The following is a 24,304-nucleotide window of genomic DNA, read 5'->3' as shown; positions in this document are numbered from 1 at the left end:
GGTATGGCATGTCTCGGCGCGCGGCTTGCGGCGGCCTGCGGCAGCGGGCATAAACGTCGTATCGGAGGACGCGATTTGAACCATATCGGGGTCATCGGCGGAGGCGCCTGGGGGACGGCGCTGGCAGCTAGCGCGGTGCGCGCGGGCCGGCGCGTGACGCTCTGGGCGCTTGAGGCCGAGGTGGTCCAGGCGGTCAACGAATCCCACGAGAATCCGCTTTACCTGCCGGGCGTGGCGCTCGACTCGGCGCTGCGCGCCACCGGCGACATGGCGGAGGCTGCCGCGGCCGACGCCATCCTTCTGGTCTGCCCGGCGCAGCACATGCGCGCGGTCAGCGCCCAGGTTGTCGACGCGGGCGCCGACGCGCCGCTGGTGATCTGCGCCAAGGGCATCGAACAAAAGACCCTGCAACTGATGAGCGACGTGCTCGGCGATACCGCGCCCGGCATGGACATGGCCATATTGTCCGGCCCTACCTTCGCGGCCGAGCTGGCGAAGAACCTGCCGACCGCCGTTACCCTGGCGGCGCGGGACGACGGGCTGGCCCGGTCGCTGATCGACGCGCTGGGTCACAACCGTTTCCGGCCTTACCAGTCCCATGACGTCATCGGCGCCCAGATCGGCGGCGCGGTGAAGAACGTGCTGGCCATCGCCTCGGGCATCGTCGCGGGCGCGCGGCTCGGCGACAACGCGGCGGCGGCGCTGATCACCCGCGGCCTCGCCGAGATCATGCGCCTCGGCGCGGCGCTGGGCGCCCGGCGCGAGACGCTGATGGGCCTGTCCGGCCTGGGCGACCTGGTGCTGACCTGCGGCAGCATCCAGTCGCGCAACATGTCGCTGGGCAAGGCGCTCGGCGAGGGCCGCACGCTGGCCGAGGTGATGGGCGAGCGCCGGTCGATCGCCGAAGGCGTCTATACCGCAAGCGGCGTTGCCGCGCTGGCGGCCCGGCATGACATCGACATGCCGATCTGCGCCGCCATGGACCGGGTGCTGAATCACGGGGCGGCGGTGGGCGACGAGATCGAAGGCCTGCTCAGCCGCCCGTTCAAGGTCGAGACCGTTTAGGAGAATTCCATGCTGTACGTCATCTACGCGCCGGACAAGTCCGATTCGAAGGAACGCCGCGCCGCCACCCGGCCACGCCATCTGGACTATTGGGGCAAGAACGCGCCGCTGAAGGTGATCCTGGCCGGACCCATGCTCGACGAGGGCACCGGCGACATGAAGGGAAGCATGCTGATCGTCGAGGCCGACGACATCGAGACGGTGCGCGAAAAGGCGTTCGACGATCCCTACTGGACCGAGGGCGTGTTCGAACGGATCGATATCACGGCCGTCAGGCTGCCGCTGGGCGTGCTGGCGGAGAAGTTGTGATGGCGTACTGGCTGGTGAAATCCGAGCCGGGCGCGTGGTCGTGGGACGACCAGGTCCGCGACAAGACCACATCGTGGACCGGCGTACGCAATCATCAGGCGGCCCTCAACCTGAAAGCCATGAAGAAGGGCGACAAGGCGTTCTTCTATCATTCGGTCGCCGAGAAGCGGATTGTCGGCGTGGTCGAGGTGGTCAAGGAAGCCTATCCGGACACGACCGATCCCACCGGCCGCTTCGTCACCGTCGATCTGAAGGCGGTCAAGCCGGTGCCGCAGCCGGTCACGCTCGCCGACATCAAGGCCGACCCGCGCATGGCCGAGTTCGGTCTCGTGCGTCAGTCCCGGCTTTCCGTGGTGCCGGTGACCGACGAGCAATGGACGATCATCTGCGGCATGGGCGGCGTCACGCCGTGAAGCGGCCGCGCGCCGAGAGCCTGGACGAAGTGCCCGGCGGCCCGTCTTTCGGCTCCGTGCTGTGCCGTCTCAGCGAGCTGCCGCCGCGCGGCTCGAAGGCGTTCCAGTTCCGCGATGGGCGGCTGCGTTACGACATCTTCGTCCAGCGGTGGGACGACAAGGTCTACGCCTACCGGGATGTCTGCCCGCATTTGAGCCTGCCGCTGGACTGGCGCCGCGGCCATTTCCTCGACGTCGACGGCCAGAACATCCAGTGCGGCCATCACGGCGCGCGCTTCCGGGTCGAGGACGGCTTGTGCATCGAGGGGCCGTGCAAGGGCGAATATTTGACCCCGGTGCGCATCGCGGTGCGCGGCGACGAGGTGCAGGTGGCATGATACCGGGCAGGTGGTGCGCGCCGGCGGCGGTTCGTCGCACGACGTTTGCGCGCTATTGTGCGGGCGTGGGCCAGCCACCTATCATCCGGCCGGGCAGGACAGGGAGACCATGATGGCTGACGATCACGTATATCCGGTTTCGAAGGACTGGGCGAAGCGGGCCTGGGTGAACGACGCCCGGTACCAGGAGATGTACAAGCGGTCGATCGCCGATCCGGATGGTTTCTGGGGCGAGCACGGCAAGCGGCTGGACTGGATGAAGCCCTACACCAAGGTCAAGAACACCAGCTTCGAAGGCAGTGTCAGCATCAAGTGGTTCGAGGACGGGGTCCTCAACGCCAGCGTCAACTGCATCGACCGGCACCTCGACAAGCGCGCCGACCAGACCGCCATCATTTTCGAGGGCGACGAACCCACCGACTTCCGCAATATCACCTACCGTGAACTGCACGACGAGGTCTGCCGCTTCGCCAATGTGCTGAAGGCGCGCGGCGTCCGCCGCGGCGACCGCGTCACCATCTACATGCCCATGATCCCCGAGGCTGTTTATGCCATGCTGGCCTGCGCCCGTGTCGGCGCGGTGCATTCGGTCGTGTTCGGCGGTTTCTCGCCCGACAGCCTGGCCGGCCGCATTCTGGATTGCGAATCCACTGTCATCATCACCACGGACGAAGGCGTGCGCGGCGGCAAGAAGATCCCGCTGAAGGCCAATACGGACGAGGCGGTGAAGAAATGCCCGGGCGTGAAGGCGGTCATCGTGGTCCGGCACACCGGCGGCGAGGTGGCGTTCAACCCGGACATCGACGTCTGGTATCACGACGAGGCCCAGCACGTGCCGCCGTTCTGCCCACCCGAGGAGATGAACGCCGAAGACCCGCTGTTCATTCTCTACACCTCAGGCTCGACCGGGAAACCGAAAGGCGTGCTGCACACCACCGGCGGCTACCTGATGTTCGCGGCGATGACCCACCAATATGTGTTCGACTATCACGACGGTGACATCTACTGGTGCACGGCCGATGTGGGCTGGGTCACCGGCCACAGCTATATCGTCTATGGTCCGCTCGCCAACGGCGCCACGACGCTGGTGTTCGAGGGTGTGCCGACCTATCCGGACGCGTCGCGGTTCTGGCAGGTCATCGACAAGCACAAGGTCAACATCTTCTACACCGCGCCCACCGCCATCCGTGCCCTTGAGCGCGAAGGCGACGGACCGGTGAAAAAGACATCGCGGGAATCGCTGCGTCTGCTGGGGAGCGTCGGCGAGCCGATCAACCCGGCAGCCTGGGAATGGTACCACGACGTGGTCGGCGACGGCCGCTGCCCGATCGTCGACACCTGGTGGCAGACCGAGACCGGCGGCATCCTGATCACGCCGCTGCCGGGCGCCACCGCGCTGAAGCCCGGCTCGGCGACCCGGCCGTTCTTCGGCGTCCAGCCGGCATTGGTCGACGCGGCCGGCACGATCGTCGACGGCGCCGGCAGTGGCAATCTGGTGCTGCTCGATTCCTGGCCGGGTCAGATGCGCACGGTCTATGGCGACCACCAACGCTTTATCGACACCTACTTCAAGGCCTATCCGGGCATGTATTTCACCGGCGACGGCTGCCGCCGCGACGAGGACGGCTTCTACTGGATCACCGGCCGGGTCGATGACGTCATCAATGTTTCCGGCCACCGCCTCGGCACCGCCGAAGTGGAGTCGGCGCTGGTCGCCCATCCGAGGGTGAGCGAGGCGGCGGTTGTCGGCTATCCGCACGATATCAAGGGGCAGGGCATCTACGCCTATGTCACCCTGACGGCCGGCGACGCGCCAAGCGAGGCGCTGCGCAAGGAATTGGTCGACTGGGTCGGCAAGGAAATCGGCCGGATTGCGTCGCCCGACAGGCTGCAATTCGCGCCCGGATTGCCAAAGACGCGCTCGGGCAAGATCATGCGCCGTATCCTGCGCAAGATCGCCGAGAACGACCCGGGCAATCTGGGGGATATTTCCACTCTGGCTGATCCGGCTGTAGTATCGGACCTGGTGGATAACCGACTGAATAGACAGGGCTAAACCGATGAGGGGTGCCATATGGATCTGCTGACCAATCCGGATGTCTGGGCGTCGCTGGCGACCCTGACGATCCTGGAAATCGTTCTTGGTATCGACAACGTCATCTTCATCGCCCTCCTCGTGCAGCGGCTTCCGGTAGAGCAACAGGCCAGGGCGCGGACGCTGGGGCTTGGCGGCGCGCTGATCATGCGCGTGCTGCTGCTGTTCGCCATCGTCTGGCTGACCAAGCTCACAAAGCCGCTCATTGAACTGGCGGGGCAGACCTTCTCGTGGCGCGACATCATCCTGATCGGGGGCGGCGTCTTCCTGGTCGTGAAGGCGACTATCGAGATACACCATTCCATGGAAGGGCACGTTGACACACCGAAACTGGGTGCGGCGTCGGCGTTCGGTCTCATCATCGCGCAGATCATGGCGCTCGATATCGTGTTCTCGCTGGACTCGGTGCTGACGGCGATCGGGATGGCCGAGCATATCGAGGTGATGATCGCGGCGGTGGTCATCGCCATCGGCGTGATGCTGTTCGCGGCCGGCCCGATCTCGGATTTCATCCAAAAGCATCCCACCACCAAGATGCTGGCGCTCAGCTTCCTGCTGATGATCGGCATGGCGCTGATCGCGGATGGCTTCGGGGTGCATCTGCCGCGCGGCTACATCTATGCCGCCATCGGCTTCTCGGTGATGGTGGAAGTGCTGAACCTGGCGATGCAGAAGCGCCGGGCGAACCGGCATCCGCCCCACGAGACGTGATCGCACGGGCGGCGCCTTCGGGCGCCGCCCGGCGCGCCGGGCCTATGTCGCCAGGAAGGCGCGGCCGATACCGATAAGCGAGACCACCGCCAGCGTCATGGTTGCCGCCATGGTAATCAGCATGCCGGCGCTGCGTTTGGCGGGATCCTTCATATAGGCCGAGGCATAGACGATCCGGCCTGCCAGCCACACGGTGCCGATCAGGCCGCTCCAGGCATCGCCGATCACCGATACCGAAAGCCACAGCACCGGCAGGAACACAACCAGCTGTTCCAGGCTGTTCATATGCACCCGGAATGCGCGCTCGAAGATCGGATCGCCGGTGGTCGCGGGTGCCGCCACGCCGGTCTTGCCGCGCAGCGCGCCGACCCTGCCGGTCAGAAAGAAGATGTAGAGGATCGCCGCGACGGTCACCAGCGCGGTTAGTTTGGCCATGATCATGGTTAGGTTCTCCCTCGTCCCCAGTCATTGCGTGCTCGCAATGACTGACGTTACGACCAGGAGCGTCCGGTGTTCAAGACAACCGGGCGAAATCGGAAACCAGGGGGTCGGAGCGGCCTAGAAGTCGCTGATGATGCCGTTGCGTTCCCAGTCGCCGTAGCGGGTCGGCTCGGGTCCCTTGGGGCCGCCGAATTCGGCTGGCTTCTTCCTGGTGTCGGCGGGCGGCGCCGGATCCTCGGCGCTGGTCTCCGGCTGCTTTTCCGTGGGCTTGGTCATATGCGCGAATCCGTCGGGAGGTTCATTGAATGGACACCGACAATCCTTACATATCGGTAAGTTCGCAACATTAATGAGTCCAACACCACACCATGAACTGGTTCCGCACTACCCTGCTGATGGCGGCGCTTACCGCGCTGTTCATGTTTATCGGCGGCCTGATCGGCGGCAGTGCCGGCGCGCTTCTCGCCCTGCTTGTGGCGGGCGGCATGAACCTGTTCGCCTATTGGAACTCGGACAAGATGCTGCTGCGCATGCACAATGCGCAGCCGGTCGACGCGCGCTCCGAGCCCGAGTTGCATGAAATGGTCTCGCAACTGGCGCAGAACGCCGGCATTCCCATGCCCAGGCTCTATATCGTCGACGAAGACCAGCCCAACGCCTTCGCCACCGGGCGCAACCCGGAAAACGGGGCGGTTGCCGTGACCACGGGCCTGCTGCGGCTGCTGAGCCACCAGGAGGTGGCTGGTGTCGTCGCCCATGAGCTGGGTCATATCAGGAACCGCGACACGCTGATCATGACCATCACGGCCACCATCGCCGGCGCGATCTCCATGCTGGCCAACTTCGCCCTGTTTACCAGCGGCAGCCGCGACAACCCCATGGGCATCATCGGCTCCATCGCCATGATGATCCTGGCGCCGGTCGCCGCCATGCTGGTGCAGATGGCGATTTCGCGCACCCGCGAATACGCCGCCGACCGCGCCGGTGCCGAGATCAGCGGCCGGCCGCTGTGGCTTGCCTCGGCCCTCGAGAAGCTCGAGATGGGCTCGCAGCGGATCGACAATCACACAGCCGAACGGAATCCCGCCAGCGCCCACATGTTCATCATCAACCCGCTGCACGGCGGCGCCATGGATGGCCTGTTCACAACCCATCCCAACACCGCCAACCGCATCGCCGCGCTCAGGGCGATGGCGGGCGCAGGGGCGCCTGGCCCCTGGGGCTGAGCTAGCTGGCCTTGACCAGCCCGAGGACGTCGGAGAGCAGGAAGATCAGGCTGACGATCATCCCGTAGACCACGCCGGAAATCAGCACGACCGACAGCACCGCCGTCACCAGGGCGGCGATATAGACCAGCCCGTCGCGCTCCAGCAGCGCCAGCGAGAACAGGCAGATCGCCAGCGCCGGCGGCATGTTGCCGAGCGGAATGGGCAGGAACAGCACGACCGAAAGCAGCAGGCACGTCAGGCCCATGAACTGGTCGAACGGCCGCGTCGCCAGCAGCACGAGGCGCGGCCGCATCAGGCGTTCGGCCCGCGCCATGACCGGCGCCACACGCGCCACGATGCGGGCGAAATCGGTCAGCAGCAGGGAACGGCGCGAGATCAGCTGGGGCAGCCAGGGCGACGACCGTCCGATGGCGAGCTGGAGGGCCAGGAAGACCAGCGGCGCCCCGAGAATCAGTGACGTGCCCGGCGGCGTGGGCAACAGGTTGGGCACCGCGAAGATGAACATTAACGCGCCGAACGCGCGGTCATCGAGCCGGACGGTAATGTCGGCGATGGAAATGCGCTCGTCGGGATGATCGGCGGCGATCTGGGTCAGCAACTCCGACAGCTTGGGGCCGCGCGGCCGAGCGTGGCCGGCTTCGGCCCTCGTTGCGCTGTCGGGTTCGGTTGTATCGGGCGGTGGGTCGGTGCTCACGGAATCGAGGCTTACCAGATCAACCGGGCGTTGTCTGCGCCCGCATCCGTGAAATGCTCACGACGCTCGAAACAGCGCTTGAAACGGCGTGCGGCGGCGACTACTGAGAGCGCCCATGGATGTTGCACGCCAGACCGCTCTCGCCCTGCTCGAAACGGTGCTTTCCAAGCGCCATGCTTTCGACGATTCGTTTGCCCGCGCGGTCGAGCCGCTGACGCCGCAGGATCGGGGGTTCGTGCGCCAGCTCTGCGCCACCGTCCTGCGCCGGCTTGGCCAGATCGACGACCTGATCGACGGATGCCTGCAAAAACCGCTGCCGCCCGGTATGTCGGCGCCGCGCGACATCCTTCGCCTGGGCGTCGCGCAGCTTCTGTTCCTCAATACGCCGGCCCATGCCGCCATCGACACGTCGGTGACGCTGGCCGATTCCCATGCCGACAAGCGGGTCGCGGCGTTCAAGGGCGTGGTCAACGCCGTACTGCGCCGCCTGTCGCAGGAAGGCGCCGCCAAGCGCGCCCGGCAGGACGGACCGAGACTGAATACGCCGAAATGGCTGTGGGATTCCTGGTCGAAGGCGTATGGCGGCCAGAAGGCGCGCCAGATTGCCGAGATGCATCTGCGCGAGCCGGCGCTCGATCTGACCCTGAAGCCGGGTCTTGATCCGAAGCAGTGGGCGCAAAAGCTGGCTGGGCAGGCGCTGGCGACCGGTACCGTTCGCATCACCGCCGCGGGCCGAATCGAGGAACTGGCTGGCTACAATGACGGCGCGTGGTGGGTGCAGGATGCGGCGGCGGCGCTGCCCGCGCGGCTGTTTGGCGATATTGCCGGCAAGTCCGTGATCGACCTGTGCGCCGCCCCGGGCGGCAAGACGGCGCAACTGGCGTCGGCCGGCGCGTCGGTGATCGCCGTCGACCGCGCGCCGCCGCGGGTAAGAACGCTCAATACCAATCTGCGCCGGCTCAAGCTCGACGTCGAGGTCGTCACCGCCGACGGTACGACCTGGGCGCCGCCGGCGCCCGCCGACGCGGTGCTGCTCGATGCGCCGTGCTCCGCCACGGGCACCATCCGCCGCCATCCGGATGTCGCGCTGCTCAAATCCGAGCGCGACGTCACCTCGGTCAAGACCGTGCAGACCGAGCTGCTGAAGAACGCGGCACGCATGCTGAAGCCGGGCGGCACGCTGGTTTATTGCGTGTGTTCACTGCAGCCCGAGGAGGGGCCGCAGCAGGTCAATGCGTTCCTGAAGGGGCATCAGGGCTTCAGCCGCAAGCCGGTGACGGCGGACGAGATCGGCGGCCTTGCCGAACTGATCACTCCGGACGGCGACCTCCGCACACTGCCGCTGCATCTCGGCGAGCAGGGCGGCATGGATGGCTTCTACGTGGCCAGGCTAGTCAAGAAAAGTTAGTCCGCCCTCACATCCTCGGTCGCGATCCTGCCATCGATGATGTGGATCTGGCGGTCGCCGGCGCGGGCGAAGTCCGGGTCGTGAGTGACGGCGACGACGGTTTTATCCCGCTGGTGCACCAGCTCGGACAGAATGTCTCGCACATTGGCGCTGGACTTCGAATCCAGGTTTCCCGTCGGTTCGTCGGCCAGGATGATCAGCGGATCGTTGGCCAGCGCACGGGCGATGGCCACCCGCTGGCGCTGGCCGCCGGAAAGCTGGTCGGGCCGTTTGCGGATCTGGTCGCCCATGCCCAGATCGGTCAGCAGCGACTCCGCCCGTTCGCGCTGTTCCCTGTCGGTCAGCCGTCCCAGCTTGGCCATCGGCAACGTGACATTGTCGAGAACCGAGAACTCGACCAGCAGGAAATGGAACTGAAACACGAAGCCCAGCTTCTCGAGGCGCACGCGCGCGATTTCCCGCTCGGTCAGCGTCGTGACGGCCTGGCCGTCCAGCGTGATCGTGCCCGAGGTCGGCATGTCGAGCAGCCCCAGAAGATAGAGCAGCGACGACTTGCCCGAACCGGACGGGCCCATGATCGAGACGAATTCGCCGCGGTTGATCACCAGGCTGGCGTCGCGCACCAGCGTCACCGGCACTTCGCCGGTGAGTTCGCGCGTGACATGTTCGGCGCGCAGGACTTCGGTCACGTTTGCGCCCCGCTCATGCCTGGCCTCGCAGGATATCGACCGGATGCACCAGGCCGGCCTTGCGCGCCGGAAAATACGCCGCGCCCATGGCGCTCAGCGCGGCGAACGCACAGGCCAGCAGCGCCTGGTCCACGCCCCAGTAAAGCGGCATCTCGATCGGCACGCTGACGCCGGGCACCTGGAAGCTCAGGGTGGACAGCACCCACATCAGGCCATAGCCCAGCGTCAGGCCGCCCACGCTGCCCATCAGGCCGATGATGGTGCCTTCCCACAGGAAGATGCGGCGGACGTCGCGGGCGGTGAAGCCCATGGATTTCAGGATGGCGATGTCGCGGCGCTTCTCCATCACCACGGTGGAGATGATATTGTAGATGCCGAACGACGCCACCACCAGGATGGCGCTCACCACGCTGTACATGATGATGTTGCGCACCAGCAGCACCGACAGCAGGCTTTCCGATGCCTCCTGCCAGGACCGCGCCCGGTAGCCGATCTGCTTCTCGATCCGTGCCGCCACGTCGCGTGAGGCATAGGGATCGTCGAGCTGCATCACCAGCATGTTGGCCCGGTCCGGCCGGTCCAGCAGCACCTGGGCACGTTTCAGCAGCACATAGGCCTGGCCTTCGTCGACCGCGGTCGCGCCGGTCTCGAACAGGCCCACGATCTTCATGGTGCGCACCAGGCCGACCGGCGACGACACGGTCACGTTGTCGTCCATGTCCAGGTTCATTTTTCGCGCCAGCGCCCGGCCGATGATGATGCCGTTGGGATTGGACGACAATGCCTGCATGTTGCCGGCGACGATCTTGTCCTCGATGTCGCTCACCCCGGACATCAGCTCGGGGACCACGCCGTTCATCAGCACGCCCTGTTCCTTGCCGGCATAGGTCAGGATGATCTGGCCCGACAGGACGGGCGCGACCCGCAGCCCCGGGATGTCGTCGATGAACGCCATCTTCTGCTTGTAGCCGCGGATGCCGCGGACCTCGGTCTTCGGCTTGACGTTGGAAATGGCCACCGCGCCGTCGGCGAACCGGCGGACCGCCGGCTGAACCGGCGCCTCGCGGAATTCGTCGGTCACCGAGATGTGCGGCGCGGAATCGACCAGGCGCTTGATGAAATCCTGCTCCGATCCGCGCATCAGCGAACTCACCGCCATGAAGAACGCCACTCCCAGCATGACGCCCAGCAGCGACATCAGCGTCTGCCGCCGCCGGCTGTTGAGGTGCGTGACCGCGATCTTCAGCGTAAGCGGCATCAATTGGTTCCGGCGCGCCGGGCCTTCACCTCGCGTCCGGGATTGAGCCGGTCGTCCGGGCTGACCACGAAGGTGTCATCCCTGGTCACGCCGGACTTGATCTCGGTCCAGCCATTGCCGGATGCGCCGGTGACCACGGCCCGTTCCTGGGCCTTGCCGTCCTTGACCAGCCATACCTTGCCCTCGTTGATGGCGGTTGCCGGCACCAGCACGGCGTTGGGTTTCTCGTCTGCGATGATGTTGCAGTCGGCGGTCATGCCGATCAGCAGCGGCGTGTCCTCGGGCAGGCGGATTCGCACCCGGAAGCTTCGCGCGACCGGATCGCCCTTGGGGGTGATCTCGCTTACCGTGCCTTCCAGCACCCTGTCCGGATAGGCGTCGGCCTGGATCAGCACCTTCTGGCCGGGGACGACTTTGGGAATGTCCTCCTCGTCGACTTCCACCGACACGCGGAGCGGCGCGCAACAGGCCATCCAGAACAGGGCCTGGCCCGCGGAGAACACCTGCCCCACTTCGCCGTCGCGGCGGATGATGCGTCCGGCCTCGGGCGCATAGAGCACCATTTCCCTGGTTTGCTTGCGAATCCGGGCGAGGGCCGCCTTCGCCGTATCCAGGTCGTGCCGCGCCGAATCCCGCGCGACGCCTGTGCCGACGCCGCGCGCCAGCAGGCTGGCCGCGCGGTCATACTGATTCTGCGCGAAACGGACGCGGGCTTCCCATTCGCGCACCGACTGGACCAGTTCCTCGCTATCGAAGGCGGCGAGCTTCTGGCCCTTGACCACCTGGGCGCTTTCGTCGACCAGCAATTCATCCAGCCTGCCGGAGATTTTCGGGGCGATCGGCATCATCACCGTCGGCTCGACCGTGCCCGACGCGTAAACGGCCTGCACCGCGGGACCGATCCGCGCCTGGGCCACCTCGACCGTCACCGGTCCGGTACGCCACCAGAATACCGCGAGAGCAACAGCCAGCACGACGGCCAGAAGGAGAAAACGTAGCAGCCACTTATTCATATGCCGTCATACCAGCCCATCCCGAAAAACGCACTATTCCGCCTTGGGTCCGCCACATCGTTAGTTACCCGGCGGTAAGCAGGCGAAGAATGCACTGTAAATGGGCGCGGCGCTGCCAAAAACGACCGTCGCGCTTGCGGCTTCAGGGTCAAGTTGGTAAGCACATCCCATGCAACAACAGGTCCGGATTTCACCGTCCATCCTATCCGCTGATTTCGCGAAGCTGGGCGAGGAAGTCCGCGCGATCGATGCAGCTGGTGCGGATTATATCCATATTGACGTCATGGACGGTCATTTCGTACCCAATCTGACCATTGGCCCTGCCGTCATCAAAGCGCTGCGACCGCACAGCGACAAGATATTCGACGTTCATCTGATGATATCGCCGGTCGATCCGTACATTCAGGCGTTTCGCGATGCCGGCGCCGATATCATCACCGTCCACCCCGAAGCCGGACCGCATCTGCACCGGACAATCCAGGCGATCAAGGCGACGGGTGCCAGGGCCGGCGTATCGCTCAATCCGGCGACGCCGGTCGATGCCATCGATTACGTGCTGGACGACATCGACCTTGTTCTGGTGATGAGCGTCAATCCGGGCTTTGGCGGGCAGTCCTTCATCGAGAGCCAGCTTGCCAAGATCGAGCGACTGCGTACCATGATCGACCGCAGCGGCCGCACGATCGACCTGGAAGTGGATGGCGGTGTCACGGCTGACAACGCTGCCAGGGTCATCGCGGCCGGTGCGGACGTACTCGTCGCCGGCACGGCGGCGTTCAAGGGAGGACCGTTGCAGTACTCGGATAACATTCGCCGGCTCCGCGGCCCTTCAGCCTGATCCGCCGGAGCGCCATGGCAAAGTCGGCGAAAACCAGATTCATCGACCCGACGCGCGGCATGCAGCACGGGTTGCGGCAGCGGCTGCGTACCTATTACTTCGGCACGTTCCTGTACCGCCGGGTGCTCAAGGGCACCCATCCCGTGCAGATCAAGTTCAATCCGAAGAACCATTGGGGCGGCGATGTGGCCGTCGCCGATGCGCTGTTCCGCGGCCAGTACAGCTTCGCCGGCCACACGGTAAGTGCGCCCAACGAGAACCCCTGGCGCCTGCCGGCGCCCAGCCAGGCATGGCAGGATGCCTTGCACAGCTTCAACTGGCTGAGGCATTTCCGCGCCCAGGGCGGCGACGCCGCCAAGCGCCATGTGGAATCGCTGATCCGGAAATGGCTGCAGGACTACCAGGAGTGGGATCCCGTCGCGTGGCAGCCGGATGTCATCGCCCAGCGGCTGATCGCCTGGATGAGCAACGCGTCCATGGCGGTCAGCACCCAGGATCTGGTGCACCACAGCGCGGTAATGAATTCCATGGCGCGTCAGGCGCGGCATCTGGCGCGCACGGCGCTGATTTCCCGCGACGGATTGCCCCGCCTGATCGCCGTCATCGGCCTCGTCTACAGCGGCTTTTGCCTGCCTGAAGGCGCGCGGCGGATGTCGCGAGGCCTGCAGCTTCTCGAGCGCGAGCTGGACCGGCTGGTATTGGCCGACGGCTGCATCGTCACCCGCAATCCCAGCGATCAGTTCGAGGCGCTCCGGGCGCTGGTCGCGCTCAAGGCGGACTTGCGCGCGGCCAACCAGGAGATGCCCAATTATATCCAGCGCGCCATCGACCGCATGACGCCCATGCTGCGGTTCTTTCGGCTGGGCGACGGCAGGCTGGCGCTGTTCAATGGCAGTTTCGAGGATTCCGCTGACGAAATCGACCAGGTGCTCGACGCGGCCAAGGCCCAGGGCAAGCCGCTGGGCGGCGCCATCTATTCGGGCTTTCAGCGGGTCCAGGCTGGACAGACGGTCATTTTGGTCGATGCCGGTTCGCCGCCGCTTGGCGACCTGAGCGTCAATGCCCATGCAAGCCCCAATGCGTTCGAGATGTCGGTGGGGACCGAGAGGCTGATCGTCAATTGTGGCTCAAGCGACGAGATCATGTTCGACGGCGTGCACAAGGTGAGCCGGACGACCGCTGCCCATTCGACCCTGATCATCGACAACAAGAACTCTTTTCCGATCCTGAAGAACCAGCGCATCGGCAAGCGGCCCAAGAAGGTGTTGGCCGTGCGCGACGAGATGGACGACACGGTCAGTCTCGACATCACCCATTACGGCTACGTCACGGCCTTCGGCTATGAACACGAACGTATCCTGAAGGTGGCGCGCAGCGGCAAGGTGGTCGAAGGGATCGACGCGCTCAAGTCGATCAACCGCAAGAAACGGCCCAAGACGCCCATCGACATCCGTTTCCATCTGCACCCCGCAGTGGAGGCCCGGCGCACCGTCGACGGCGGCGCGGTCGAGTTGACCCTGCCGGGCGGCGCCATGTGGCGCTTCGAATCCACCCACGGCGTCAACGTGGAAGAGAGCATCTATCTGGGCGAGCGCGGCAAGGTGCAGCCCTCGCGCCAACTCGTGGTCAGCAGCACCAGCGGCGCGTCGCGGCTGCAGATCAACTGGCGACTGCTCAAAGTCTAACGCAAGAACAAGAAGGAATGCCATGACCGACCAACCCATCCGCAGGGCGCTGCTTTCCGTTTCCGACAAGACCGGCCTGGTGGATCTCGGCCGGTTCCTCGCGGGTCACGGCGTCGAGATCCTGTCGACCGGCGGCTCGGCCAAGCTGCTTGCGGAGCAGGGTGTGCCGGTGCGGGAAGTGGCGGATTATACGGGTTTCCCCGAGATGATGGATGGCCGGGTGAAGACGCTGCACCCCAAGGTCCATGGCGGCCTTCTGGGCCTGCGGGACAAGCATGCCGACGCCATGAAGCAGCACGACATCGGCGCCATCGACCTGCTGGTGGTCAACCTCTATCCGTTCGAAGAGACGGTGGCGAAGGGCGCCGGGTTCGACGAGTGCATCGAGAACATCGACATCGGCGGCCCGGCCATGATCCGCTCGGCAGCCAAGAACCACAAATACGTGACCGTCGTTGTCGACGCCGGTGACTACAAGGCGGTGATCGACGACATGACCGCCCATGGCGGCGCGACCAGCGAGGCAACCCGCCGCCGGCTCGCGGCCAAGGCTTATGCGCGCACAGCCTCATACGATTCGGCCATTTCGGGCTGGTTCGCCGGCCAGCTCGGCGACACCTTCCCCGAGCGGCTGACGATCGCCGGCACGCTGCAGCAGACCCTGCGCTACGGCGAGAATCCGCACCAGCAGGCCGCCTTCTATGTCACCGGCGACACACGGCCCGGCGTTGCCTCCGCGCGTCAGCTTCAGGGCAAGGAACTCAGCTACAACAACCTCAACGACACCGACGCCGCCTTTGAGGCGGTGGCCGAGTTCGACCCGGCCGAATCGCCCGCCGTGGTCATCGTCAAGCACGCCAATCCCTGCGGTGTCGCCATCGCCGGCAGCATGGCCGAGGCCTATCGCCGGGCGCTCGCCTGCGATCCGGTCAGCGCGTTCGGCGGCATCATCGCCCTCAACAACACGCTCGACGGCGAGACCGCGGCCGAGATCGCCAAGATCTTCACCGAGGTGATCATCGCCCCCGACGCGACGGACCAGGCGCGCGAGATCATCGCCGGCAAGAAGAACCTGCGCCTGTTGCTGACCGGCGGCCTGCCAGATCCGGCGGCGCCGGGCATGACGGTGAAGTCGGTGGCCGGCGGGTACCTGCTGCAGAACCGCGACAACGGCCGGGTGTTCCGTGACGGCCTGAAGGTGGTCACGAAGCGCGCGCCGACCGAGCAGGAGCTGACCGACCTGCTGTTCGCCTTTCGCGTCTGCAAGCACGTCAAGTCGAACACGATCGTCTATGCGAAGGACGGCGCCACGGTCGGCGTCGGCGCCGGCCAGATGAGCCGGGTCGATTCAGCCCGGATCGCTGCCAGGAAAGCGCAGGACGTTGCCGAGGCCGAAGGTCTGGCCGAGCCCCGCACCAGGGGTTCGGTGGTCGCCTCCGACGCCTTCTTCCCCTTCGCCGACGGCCTGCTGGCCGCCGCCGAGGCGGGCGCGACGGCGGTGATCCAGCCGGGCGGCTCCATGCGCGACCAGGAAGTGATCGATGCGGCCGACGCTGCCGGCCTGGCGATGGTCCTGACCGGGATGCGGCACTTCCGCCATTAGGCCGGGAGACGCTCAGATCGACGCGAACACGCCCCTGATCTGGCGGGCCACATAACCCAGCTTGCCGACGGTGATGCTGCCGCTCGATTGCATCTCGGCGATCAGTTCCCGGGCGCGGTCAAGCGCCTTGGCATGGTGGTCGGCCCACGGCTCGAGGCCGCCTTCGGCGAGCGCCATGCCAGTCAGCTCGCGCTGCTGGTCGTAAAGGTCGTCGACGATGCTGCCCAGCGCCAGCCGGTCCCAATGGTCACTCGTGACGACCATGTCGGTGGCGCCGCGCAGCCAGTCCAGTCCGGTGCGCGCCCCGACGGCGAAATAGGCGCTGGCGATTTCGTCCAGCGGGACCGTATCGCGTTCCTTCAGCAGAACGATGTCGGGCGCCGAGAGCATGGGCTCGAGGCTGGCGATCCGGTGCGCCAGGTCGGCCGGCACGCCCTTGGCGGCCAGCAGGCTGACCTGCTCGGCAATGGCGTCGCCGCTGCTCAACTCCAGCAATGCTTTCGAGGCCAGCAATGCCTGTACGCCGGGCTGGAAGCGCTCGACCACGGTGCGGATGTCGAGCGGCAGGCCCAGATGCGTCAGGAACCAGCTGGACATGCGGTGCAGCAGCTCCTTGACCTCGATGATCATGCCGGTCTGCACATCGGCCGGCACGGTGTTGTCCAGCCGGTCGATGTCGTCCCACAGCGCCTGCAGGCCCATCACCTCGCGGGCGACGATGTAGGCAGTGGCGATCTGGTCGACCGGCGCGCCGCTTTCCTCGGCCACCCGGGTGACGAAGGTGATGCCGGCCCGGTTGACGATCTCGTTGCCGACCGTCATGGCGATGATGTTCCGCCGGAGCTGATGCTCCTTGATCCTGTCGGTGAAACGCTCGCGCATGGCGGGCGGGAAATAGGCGATCAGGTCGTTGCAGATCCAGGGATCGTCGGGCAGGTCGCTGCGGGCGAGGCGCCGCTTCAGCGAGTTCTTGGCATAGGCCATCAGCACCGCCAGTTCGGGCCGGGTCAGTCCCTCGCCGGTGGCATGACGCCGCGCGATCTCCTCGTCGTCGGGCAGGAACTCCACCGGCCGCTCCAGCGAACCCTCGTGCTCCAGCCGGTGCATGAACCGCGCCTGGGCGTCGAGCTGTTCGGCGGCGCGGGCCACCGTGGTGGAAAGCGTCTCGGTCTGCCGGTAGTTGGTGGCCAGGACCAGTGAGGCCACGTCCCCGGTCATCTCGACCAGCAGGGCGTTGCGCTGCTTTCCGGTCATGTCGCCGTCGGCGACCACCGCGTTCAGCAGGATCTTGATGTTGACCTCGTAGTCCGAGCAGTTCACGCCGGCCGAGTTGTCGACTGCGTCAGTGTTCAGCCGCCCGCCCTTCTGGGCATATTCGATGCGCCCGCGCTGGGTAAAACCCAGATTGCCGCCTTCGCCGACAACCTTGAAGCGGAGATCCCGGCCGTTGATCCTGATCGTGTCATTGGCACGGTCGCCAACCTCGCTACTGGTCTCATCGCTTGCCTTGACGTACGTTCCGATGCCGCCCACCCAGAGCAGGTCGGCGTCGGCCTTGAGCAGCGCATGGATCAACTCTGCGGGGGTGGCGGTGTCGGCGTCGAGGCCGGTCAGCGCCTTGATCTGGGGTGTCAGCGCGATTGCCTTGACCGACCGGGCGAAAATGCCTCCGCCTTCCGAGATCAGTGCGGCATTGTAGTCGGCCCAGCTCGACCGGGGCAGGTCGAACAGGCGCCTGCGCTCCTCGAAGCTGGTCTCGGGATCGGGCGCGGGGTCGATGAAGACGTGCCGGTGGTCGAACGCAGCCACCAGTTTCACGGCCCGGGACAACAACAGGCCATTGCCGAACACGTCGCCTGACATGTCGCCGATTCCAACCACGCTGACCGGCTGGGTCTGCACGTCGATGCCGAGTTCGCGAAAGTGGCGCTGGACGCTGATCCAGGCGCCGCGGGCGGTGATGCCCATCTTCTTGTGGTCATAGCCGTTGCTGCCGCCCGAGGCGAAAGCGTCGCCAAGCCAGAAGCCATATTGGACCGAGATCTCGTTGGCGATGTCCGAGAAGCTGGCCGTGCCCTTATCGGCGGCGACGACGAGATAGGGATCGTCCTCGTCATAGCGCACGACATGGTCGGGCGGGACCACCTGTCCGCCGACGATGTTGTCGGTAATGTCCAGCAGGCCTGCCATCAGCGTACGGTAGCAGCGAATCCCCTCGGCCTGGATTTCCTCGCGCGTACCGGCCTCCGGCAGGCGTTTGGGGACGAATCCGCCCTTGGCGCCATCCGGCACGATCACCGAATTCTTCACCATCTGGGCTTTCATCAGGCCGAGGATTTCGGTGCGGAAATCCTCCGGCCGATCCGACCAGCGGATACCGCCGCGCGCGACGTTGCCGCCGCGAAGGTGGACACCTTCCGTCCACGGCGCATAGACGAAGACCTCCACCATCGGTCTTGGCTTGGGCAATCCCTCGACCATCTGGCTGTCCAGCTTCAGCGACAGATAGGGCTTGTGCTTTCCATCGGTGCCGAGCTGGTAATAGTTGGTGCGCAAGGTCGACCGGATCAGGTTGACGATGCGCCGGATGATGCGGTCTTCGTCCAGGCTCTGTACCGCCTCCAGCTGCAGCTCGATCCGGCGGGCGATGGCGCCGGCTTCTGAATGGTCGGCGGCGGGATCGAAGCGGGCGGCGAACAGGGCCACCAGGTTACCGACGATCTCGGGATTGGCGGTCAGCGATTTGCGCAGATAGGTTTGCGTGAAGTTGGTGCCTGCCTGCCGCATATATTTCAGGTAGGCGCGCAGGACCACGATCTGGCGCCAGCCCAGATCGGTATGCAGCATCAGCTGGTTGAGGCTGTCGTCCTCCACCGAGCCATCCCACATCTCGACCAGCGCCTCCTCGAGCGGCTGCTTGACGCTGCGCAGGCGATGCTCCGTGCCGGCTGCGTCCTGCAGCAGGATGTCGTGAATCCAGGCCTCGCGGTCTTCGCCGCTTGGGCTGACCGGATAGGCCTGTTCCTCCATGACCCGCAGGCCCAGATTCTCCAGCTTGGGCAGGACGTCGCTCAGCGGCACGAGGTGGCTGGCGTGGTAGATTTTCACCCGCAGCACGTTCGCGTGGTCGCCAACGCGACGATAGACGTTGAAGCCACGGGATTCGGGGCCGGTCAGCTGGTCCAGCTTCTCGATGTCGTGGACCGCCAGCTCGGGCTCGTAGGCGTCGCAATAGGCCAGGCTGACGCCGTCGGCGTACCGGTTCCAGAGCAGATTGCCGCGCTCGTCGCCGAAGTGATCGCGCAGGCTGTCCTTCAGCTGGTCCCGCCAGGTACGGATGATCTGGGTAACCTGATCATCGAGGTCGTCCACCTCGACCTTGGGCATCGGCCCAGGGGCAAGGCTGACCAGGAGATGCAGGCGCGCCAGCGGGGAATCGCCGATCTGCAGGTTTTCCGAGGCGATTTCGCCCCCCAGTGCGTCAGCGAACAGCGCCGCGATGCGGCGGCGGCGGTCGTCCGTGAAGGCGTCCTTGGGAATGAACACCTGTACCGACGCGAAGCCGCCATAGGGGTCCATGCGGATGAACGATTTGGCGTGCGGCCGCTCCAGCAGGCGCAGGATGCCGATCGCCGTCTCGTAAAGCTCGTCCGGCTCGATCTGGAAGAGTTCATCGCGCGGATAGGCATGCAGGATGTTGGCGAAAATCTTGCCATCGTGGCTATACCGGCTGAACCCGGCACGCTGGGTGACGATCGCCGCCTTGCGGCGCAGCACCGGGATCGACTTGGGCGACATGGTGTAGGCAAGCGAGGTGAACATGCCGATGAAGCGCCGCTCGCCGATCAGCTTGCCATCATCGTCGTAGCGCTTCACGCCGACGTAATCGAGCTGCACCGGCCGATGCACCGTCGATCGCTGGTGCGCCTTGCCGATGATCAGCGGCACGGGATGGTCGAGAAACGCACGGGCGGTGCGCGGCAGCAGTGAATCCGCGCCGTGCTCGCGCAGCATCGGGAATTCGGGATCGCGAATCAGCCCCAGCCCTTCCTGCGGATCGGTGATCGCGTGCCATTCGCCGTTGCGGTCGGCGAAGTCGTATTCGCGAAAGCCCAGAAAGGTGAAATTGTCGTCGGCCAGCCAGTTGAGGAAGTCCACCGCTTCCTGGACCTCTTCCTTCGGGGCCGGGCCGGGCCGGGCCTGCAGGTCGTCGATCGCCGCCCTGAGCCTGGCGAGCATGGGCTGCCAGTCCTCGAAGGTGGTGCGGGCGTCGGCCAGCACCGCGCTGACGCCCGTCTCGATCGCCTGGATCGACTCGGGGGACGTCTGCTGGTCGATCTCGAGATAGATGTAGGATTCCATGTAGCCCAGGCCGTTCGGCGTGCGCTGGCCGGCCACGTCACGCTCTACCGTGATCACCGGATGCACCAGCAGGGTGATCTCCCGGCCCTGGCGCGCCAGTTCGGCGGTGACCGAGTCGACCAGAAAGGGCATGTCATCGTTGACGATCTCGACAACGGTGTGGCGATCCTGCCAGCCGGACTCCTCCATGGACGGATTGAACGCCTGCACCTTGGCGACGCCGGGCGCGCGGGTGGCGGCGAAGCGCCACAGCGACAGAGCGAGCGCGAACAGGCTCTCGGGACGCCGGTCCAGCAGGTCTTCTGGCGTAACGCCCGCGAAAAAGCGCGACATGAAGTCAAGAAAGGGCGCCGCCTCGGCGTCGTCCAGGCCATCCCTGGCCAGGTCGCCGATGCGGTCCAGATGCTGCTGCTTCCGGTCCCAACGGTTGTCCATCGTGTTCCCCTTTACCCCGGGCACTTGGCGCTTGGGCCGCCGGGCATTGCGTCTGGTACAATATAGAGGCTGTGTGGCGTTTTGGCGAAGCCGCACCACACCGCGCTCGCCGCAAGAGAGGACCCGTCGATGCCAGACATGCCCGCTGTTCACGAGACCGGCCTGCCGTTTCTGACCGAGCTGCTGACGTTTCTCGTGACCGCCATCGTCGTCGTGCCCGTCTCGCGGATGCTCAGGATCAGCCCGATCATCGGCTTCCTGGGGGTGGGCGTTCTGGTTGGTCCTTCGGCACTGGGAATCGCCCGCGATGCCGAGCGGATCGAGGCGCTGGCCGAACTGGGTGTCGTGTTCCTGATGTTCACCATCGGCCTCGATCTGTCGCTGGAGCGGCTGTGGAAGGCGCGCCGCTATGTGTTCGGCATGGGTGCATTGCAGCTGTTCGGTTGCGCCACAGTGATCGGCGGACTGGCCTTCATGTGGGGGAATTCCTGGGGCGCCAGCGTGCTGCTGGGATTGAGCATGGGGTTGTCATCGACCGCCATGGTGATGCAGCTGCTGATCGAGCGGGGGCAACTTTCGTCCCGCGCCGGCCGTACCAGCTTTGCGATCCTGTTGTTCCAGGATCTTGCGGTGGTGCCGATCCTGTTCCTGGCCGGGCTTCTCAGCGCCCGGGGCGGCGTGTCGGACTTTTCCGGATTCGCCCTCGCGATGGGCAAGGCGGCGCTGGCCGTTGCGAGCATCCTGGTGCTTGGACGGCTGCTGGTGCGGCCATTGTTCCGGCGTGTGGCCGCGCTACGAAGCCCGGAACTGTTCATGGCCCTGACCCTGCTCGCCATTCTGGGCACAGCGGTCGCCACCTTTCATGCCGGGCTGTCCATGGCGCTGGGTGCGTTTCTCGCCGGCATGTTGCTCGCCGAAAGCGAATTCCGCCATCAGATCGACGCCAACATCCAGCCGTTCAAAGGCCTGCTGCTCGGCCTGTTCTTCATCTCGGTCGGCATGCGGATCGATTTGTCGATGATCGTCGACGACTGGGGCAGGATTGGCGCTGCGGTCGTGGGGCTCTATGCCGTCAAGGCGGCGGTGATCACGGCGCTGGCGCTGGCCTGGCGGCACACCCTGCCGCAGGCGCTGCAGGTCGGTTTCAATCTGGGGCAGGGCGGTGAATTCGCGTTCGTCGTCATCGCGGCGGCCCTTGCGGGCGCCGTCATCGCCCCGGAGACCGCACAGTTCATGCTGGTGGTGACGGGACTCAGCATTGCCGTGACGCCGTTCGCCGGACTGCTTGGGGAATGGATCACGCGCAAGGCCGCCGAGGGCGGTTCGCCCGACCCGGCCGGCGCCGCACCGGGTGAACTGGCGGATCTCGAGGACCATGTGGTGATCGCCGGCTTTGGCCGCGTTGGCCGTACGGTCGCGGGACTGCTGGCCGACCGCAAGGTGCCCTATGTGGCGCTCGACTCGAATCCGGAAAGCGTTTCGGCGCTGCACCGGACAGGCTTGCCGGTGTTCCTGGGCGATGCGCGGCGGCCTGAGGTGCTCGAGGCGGTGCGCGCCAGCCAGGCATCGGCGCTGGTTATCACCCTCGACGATCCTCGTAGCGTGCAGGAGACGCTCGCGGCGGCGCATCAGCACTGGCCGCGCCTCCGCATTTTCGTGCGCGCCAGGGATACGGAACATGCGCGTGAGTTGATGGCCGGCGGCGCGTGCCAGGCGGTGCCCGAAATGATCGAGTCCAGCTTGCAACTCGCCGCCGAGGTGCTGCTCGACAGGGGTATTCCGGCCGACGCGGTGACGCCGCTGGTCGAGCAGGTCCGCGGCCAGGTCTATGACGACATCAGGCCGAAAGACTCCCGGCCCGCCTAGGTCTGGGCGCCGCAGCCTCGTGCCGCGCAGGCAGTCCGTCGAAAGTCATGGCGAGGTGCAGCGCGCGCATCAGCAGCACGGCGCGGTCGGCACCCGCGTTGAATCGGTTCCAGTACCGCCGGCGCAATGCATTGACCACGCTGCGCGGGAGCAGGCCGCTCTTGATGACAATACGCAGCGCCGACCTGCCGACCGTTCGGGGCCGTGACAGCGGTGCCGCCGGCGTGTCGCAGATCGTGTCGAGCGCAGCCGACATTTCGGCCGGCGAGATCACGCCCGGAATACCGCGGTCCAGCTGGCCGATTGCCGTGTGCAGCAAGGCCTTCTGCCGCCGGATTTCGTCGCCGATGACCGGCTGACCCTGCGGGTTCCGCGCGCCCTGGATCCGGAAAAGATCGGGCAACTTCCCCTGCACCACCTCATTGAACAGGCGCTTGCCGATACGCAGACCGGCCGGAATATGCCGCGCCATGTCGATCACCGACAGGTCCAGGAATGGCAACGCGACAGGCGAACGGCGCGCCGCCGCCTGGCGCCGCATCTCGACCATATTGGCGCGCAGATAGGTGTCGAGGAACAGCATGTCCTTGGTGTCCTCGTTCGCGCGCATTCGCGGCTGGGCGAGGATCTGGGCATAGTCCTCCCATAACGACGCGGCGAGCTGCGACCTGATGTCGGCGGAGAGATGCGGCGCGAACCGGGACAGGATGTCCGGCGACTTCAGCGCGGCCGAGCCCAGCAGCTCGTGTTCGGTGCCGACGCAAAAGGCGCCCTGGCCGAATGCCTCGTCGCCGAAATACATGACTGCGCCGCCACTATGCGCCGCGGCATCGGCGCCGGCGCGCTCATAGGCGCTGACCTCGAAGCAGGGCTTTCTCATAATCAGGCCGTCCTGCACGTGCGAGCGCAGCATGCCGGCAATATCGAAATCCTGATCGAAGCGGTGAATCTTGTGTTCAATGCCAAGGAACGCGGCACGCCGCCGCGCGACATCGGCATCCGATCCGGGCCGTGGCTCGCCCACGGCGAACGAGAAGGCGCTGACCGGATGTCCCGCGCCATGGAGGATCCCGAGCAGGGAGGTGGAGTCGTTGCCGCCGGACAGCGAGATCACGACATGCCGTCCCTCGGCATATCCAAGAGTGGCGGCGGTGATCCGGCTCCACATCTCGCGCGCCGCTTCCCGCATGTCGGCCCCGATGTCCGATCCGGGGCGATGGCGCCAGTACGGCCTGGAGGCGCTTTCCTGCACGGAAAGGCTCACGCAGCTGGCCAGGGGAAGACAATCTACCGCGGCGAACAGCGTGCGGTTCCTTACCAGGTGTCCGTTGACCAGGAAGCTGCCGATGGCGGACAGGTCGGGCACGGCATCGGCGCCGGCGAGCAAAACGGGATCGTCGCTCAGCAGCTGGCACCCATCCGCGTAGGTCCGGTAGACGCGGGAGGTGCCGAGATGATCGGTCCAGCAGGCCAGACGGCGGTCGTCGCCGAGCCACAGATAGCTGCGGTGCTGGCTGGCCGCCGCCACCAGCCCGGCGGGTGCGCCGTCCGTATCGATCAGGGCGCGGGGCAGCGCCCTTTCCGGTGCGCCGCCGGTGCCGTCGACGACCGCGATCGCACCGTGCGGCGGAACCGGCCTGTCGTCCCAGCGGCAGAGCAGCAGGCCGCCTTCGGCAAGGCGAAGCCGGGTAACCGACGACGGCGCGTGCCGGTCTGCAAGCGCCAGCGCCGCGGCTTCGCCGCCTTCCGCGTGGATAACCGCCAGGAATTCAGGCAAGCGCAATCGACAGTCCCCCTCGCCGCGACAGCGGCG

20 protein-coding genes are annotated in these 24,304 nt (G+C 65.9%); 12 read left to right on the top strand and 8 right to left on the bottom strand.

The annotated features are described in order from the left end of the window. The first annotated feature begins 60 nt into the window (after window positions 1-60). The 6 genes from WJU21_RS07205 (at window position 61) to WJU21_RS07180 (ending at window position 4,970) form a co-directional block, all read left to right on the top strand. A complete protein-coding gene (locus tag WJU21_RS07205; protein WP_346323476.1) occupies window positions 61-1,065 on the top strand; it encodes an NAD(P)H-dependent glycerol-3-phosphate dehydrogenase in 1,005 nt (334 codons plus the stop codon). A gap of 9 nt (window positions 1,066-1,074) precedes the next feature. Then, a complete protein-coding gene (locus tag WJU21_RS07200; protein ID WP_346322726.1) occupies window positions 1,075-1,374 on the top strand; it encodes a YciI family protein in 300 nt (99 codons plus the stop codon). After that, on the top strand, window positions 1,374-1,787 hold the full coding sequence (locus tag WJU21_RS07195; RefSeq protein WP_346322725.1) for an EVE domain-containing protein: 414 nt from the start codon (window positions 1,374-1,376) through the stop codon (window positions 1,785-1,787). Before WJU21_RS07200 ends, WJU21_RS07195 begins: the two co-directional genes overlap by 1 nt. Then, complete coding sequence (locus tag WJU21_RS07190; protein ID WP_346322724.1) at window positions 1,784-2,164, top strand: Rieske (2Fe-2S) protein; 381 nt, start codon at window positions 1,784-1,786, stop codon at window positions 2,162-2,164. Before WJU21_RS07195 ends, WJU21_RS07190 begins: the two co-directional genes overlap by 4 nt. A 112-nt stretch (window positions 2,165-2,276) precedes the next feature. After that, window positions 2,277-4,220 (top strand): acetate--CoA ligase, encoded by a 1,944-nt coding sequence (gene acs, locus WJU21_RS07185; protein WP_346322723.1) that lies wholly within the window; start codon window positions 2,277-2,279, stop codon window positions 4,218-4,220. An 18-nt stretch (window positions 4,221-4,238) separates the two neighbouring features. After that, window positions 4,239-4,970, top strand: a complete 732-nt coding sequence (locus WJU21_RS07180) for a TerC family protein (protein ID WP_346322722.1) — start codon at window positions 4,239-4,241, stop codon at window positions 4,968-4,970. Window positions 4,971-5,012: 42 nt separating this feature from the next. Here the strand turns inward: WJU21_RS07180 and WJU21_RS07175 are convergent, their stop codons facing one another. Next, the gene (locus WJU21_RS07175) at window positions 5,013-5,411 is read right to left on the bottom strand and encodes an MAPEG family protein (RefSeq protein ID WP_346322721.1); all 399 of its coding nucleotides are present in this window, start codon (window positions 5,409-5,411) and stop codon (window positions 5,013-5,015) included. Window positions 5,412-5,528: 117 nt separating this feature from the next. After that, a complete protein-coding gene (locus tag WJU21_RS07170) occupies window positions 5,529-5,687 on the bottom strand; it encodes a succinate dehydrogenase assembly factor 4 (protein ID WP_346322720.1) in 159 nt (52 codons plus the stop codon). A gap of 92 nt (window positions 5,688-5,779) precedes the next feature. Between WJU21_RS07170 and htpX the strand changes: the two genes are divergently transcribed. Beyond that, entirely contained in the window at window positions 5,780-6,637 is an 858-nt protein-coding gene (gene htpX / locus WJU21_RS07165; protein WP_346322719.1) for a zinc metalloprotease HtpX, read from the top strand. A 1-nt stretch (window position 6,638) separates the two neighbouring features. Here the strand turns inward: htpX and WJU21_RS07160 are convergent, their stop codons facing one another. Next, entirely contained in the window at window positions 6,639-7,334 is a 696-nt protein-coding gene (locus WJU21_RS07160; protein WP_346322718.1) for an exopolysaccharide biosynthesis protein, read from the bottom strand. Between the two features lie 115 nt (window positions 7,335-7,449). Between WJU21_RS07160 and WJU21_RS07155 the strand changes: the two genes are divergently transcribed. Continuing rightward, the gene (locus WJU21_RS07155) at window positions 7,450-8,742 is read left to right on the top strand and encodes an RsmB/NOP family class I SAM-dependent RNA methyltransferase (RefSeq protein ID WP_346322717.1); all 1,293 of its coding nucleotides are present in this window, start codon (window positions 7,450-7,452) and stop codon (window positions 8,740-8,742) included. On the opposite strand, the gene WJU21_RS07150 is transcribed toward WJU21_RS07155, so the two are convergent. The 3 genes from WJU21_RS07150 to WJU21_RS07140 are packed head-to-tail and all read right to left on the bottom strand — an operon-like array spanning window position 8,739 to window position 11,702. Next, window positions 8,739-9,431 carry an ABC transporter ATP-binding protein gene (locus WJU21_RS07150; protein WP_346322716.1) on the bottom strand — a complete coding sequence of 231 codons (693 nt, stop codon included), beginning with the start codon at window positions 9,429-9,431 and terminating at the stop codon, window positions 8,739-8,741. The two genes, WJU21_RS07155 and WJU21_RS07150, sit on opposite strands and share 4 nt — an antisense overlap. A gap of 13 nt (window positions 9,432-9,444) precedes the next feature. Then, entirely contained in the window at window positions 9,445-10,689 is a 1,245-nt protein-coding gene (locus WJU21_RS07145) for an ABC transporter permease (RefSeq protein WP_346322715.1), read from the bottom strand. Further along, window positions 10,689-11,702: an efflux RND transporter periplasmic adaptor subunit gene (locus WJU21_RS07140; RefSeq protein ID WP_346322714.1), complete on the bottom strand. Its 1,014-nt coding sequence runs from the start codon at window positions 11,700-11,702 to the stop codon at window positions 10,689-10,691. Before WJU21_RS07140 ends, WJU21_RS07145 begins: the two co-directional genes overlap by 1 nt. A 169-nt stretch (window positions 11,703-11,871) precedes the next feature. Between WJU21_RS07140 and rpe the strand changes: the two genes are divergently transcribed. Genes rpe through purH form a run of 3 tightly spaced genes read left to right on the top strand, consistent with a single transcriptional unit; the run spans window position 11,872 to window position 15,828 of the window. Next, window positions 11,872-12,540, top strand: a complete 669-nt coding sequence (gene rpe, locus WJU21_RS07135) for a ribulose-phosphate 3-epimerase (protein WP_346322713.1) — start codon at window positions 11,872-11,874, stop codon at window positions 12,538-12,540. Between the two features lie 14 nt (window positions 12,541-12,554). After that, window positions 12,555-14,225 (top strand): heparinase II/III family protein, encoded by a 1,671-nt coding sequence (locus tag WJU21_RS07130; RefSeq protein ID WP_346322712.1) that lies wholly within the window; start codon window positions 12,555-12,557, stop codon window positions 14,223-14,225. Window positions 14,226-14,247: 22 nt separating this feature from the next. Beyond that, on the top strand, window positions 14,248-15,828 hold the full coding sequence (gene purH / locus WJU21_RS07125; RefSeq protein WP_346322711.1) for a bifunctional phosphoribosylaminoimidazolecarboxamide formyltransferase/IMP cyclohydrolase: 1,581 nt from the start codon (window positions 14,248-14,250) through the stop codon (window positions 15,826-15,828). Window positions 15,829-15,840: 12 nt separating this feature from the next. Here the strand turns inward: purH and WJU21_RS07120 are convergent, their stop codons facing one another. Further along, on the bottom strand, window positions 15,841-20,625 hold the full coding sequence (locus tag WJU21_RS07120; RefSeq protein ID WP_346322710.1) for an NAD-glutamate dehydrogenase: 4,785 nt from the start codon (window positions 20,623-20,625) through the stop codon (window positions 15,841-15,843). Between the two features lie 129 nt (window positions 20,626-20,754). Here WJU21_RS07120 and WJU21_RS07115 point away from each other — a divergent pair, with 129 nt between their 5' ends. Then, window positions 20,755-22,491 carry a monovalent cation:proton antiporter-2 (CPA2) family protein gene (locus WJU21_RS07115; protein WP_346322709.1) on the top strand — a complete coding sequence of 579 codons (1,737 nt, stop codon included), beginning with the start codon at window positions 20,755-20,757 and terminating at the stop codon, window positions 22,489-22,491. Here WJU21_RS07115 and WJU21_RS07110 read toward each other — a convergent pair. Further along, window positions 22,463-24,274 (bottom strand): asparagine synthase-related protein, encoded by a 1,812-nt coding sequence (locus WJU21_RS07110; RefSeq protein WP_346322708.1) that lies wholly within the window; start codon window positions 24,272-24,274, stop codon window positions 22,463-22,465. The genes WJU21_RS07115 and WJU21_RS07110 overlap by 29 nt on opposite strands. Between the last annotated feature and the right edge of the window lie 30 nt (window positions 24,275-24,304).

It is taken from the genome of Emcibacter sp. SYSU 3D8, from assembly GCF_039655875.1.
GTDB lineage: Bacteria > Pseudomonadota > Alphaproteobacteria > SMXS01 > SMXS01 > RI-34.
The sequence above is the reverse complement of the archived record's forward strand: the minus strand, read 5'-3'. Positions and strand labels throughout refer to the sequence as shown.

Excerpts from the sequence above, each read along its gene's own strand:
- WJU21_RS07200 (WP_346322726.1), top strand. The coding sequence starts at position 1,075 with ATGCTGTACGTCATCTACGCGCCGGACAAGTCCGATTCGAAGGAACGC.
- WJU21_RS07195 (WP_346322725.1), top strand. The coding sequence starts at position 1,374 with ATGGCGTACTGGCTGGTGAAATCCGAGCCGGGCGCGTGGTCGTGGGAC.
- acs (WP_346322723.1), top strand. The coding sequence starts at position 2,277 with ATGGCTGACGATCACGTATATCCGGTTTCGAAGGACTGGGCGAAGCGG.
- WJU21_RS07180 (WP_346322722.1), top strand. The coding sequence starts at position 4,239 with ATGGATCTGCTGACCAATCCGGATGTCTGGGCGTCGCTGGCGACCCTG.
- WJU21_RS07175 (WP_346322721.1), bottom strand. The coding sequence starts at position 5,411 with ATGATCATGGCCAAACTAACCGCGCTGGTGACCGTCGCGGCGATCCTC.
- WJU21_RS07170 (WP_346322720.1), bottom strand. The coding sequence starts at position 5,687 with ATGACCAAGCCCACGGAAAAGCAGCCGGAGACCAGCGCCGAGGATCCG.
- htpX (WP_346322719.1), top strand. The coding sequence starts at position 5,780 with ATGAACTGGTTCCGCACTACCCTGCTGATGGCGGCGCTTACCGCGCTG.
- WJU21_RS07155 (WP_346322717.1), top strand. The coding sequence starts at position 7,450 with ATGGATGTTGCACGCCAGACCGCTCTCGCCCTGCTCGAAACGGTGCTT.
- WJU21_RS07145 (WP_346322715.1), bottom strand. The coding sequence starts at position 10,689 with ATGCCGCTTACGCTGAAGATCGCGGTCACGCACCTCAACAGCCGGCGG.
- WJU21_RS07140 (WP_346322714.1), bottom strand. The coding sequence starts at position 11,702 with ATGAATAAGTGGCTGCTACGTTTTCTCCTTCTGGCCGTCGTGCTGGCT.
- rpe (WP_346322713.1), top strand. The coding sequence starts at position 11,872 with ATGCAACAACAGGTCCGGATTTCACCGTCCATCCTATCCGCTGATTTC.
- WJU21_RS07130 (WP_346322712.1), top strand. The coding sequence starts at position 12,555 with ATGGCAAAGTCGGCGAAAACCAGATTCATCGACCCGACGCGCGGCATG.
- purH (WP_346322711.1), top strand. The coding sequence starts at position 14,248 with ATGACCGACCAACCCATCCGCAGGGCGCTGCTTTCCGTTTCCGACAAG.
- WJU21_RS07120 (WP_346322710.1), bottom strand. The coding sequence starts at position 20,625 with ATGGACAACCGTTGGGACCGGAAGCAGCAGCATCTGGACCGCATCGGC.
- WJU21_RS07115 (WP_346322709.1), top strand. The coding sequence starts at position 20,755 with ATGCCAGACATGCCCGCTGTTCACGAGACCGGCCTGCCGTTTCTGACC.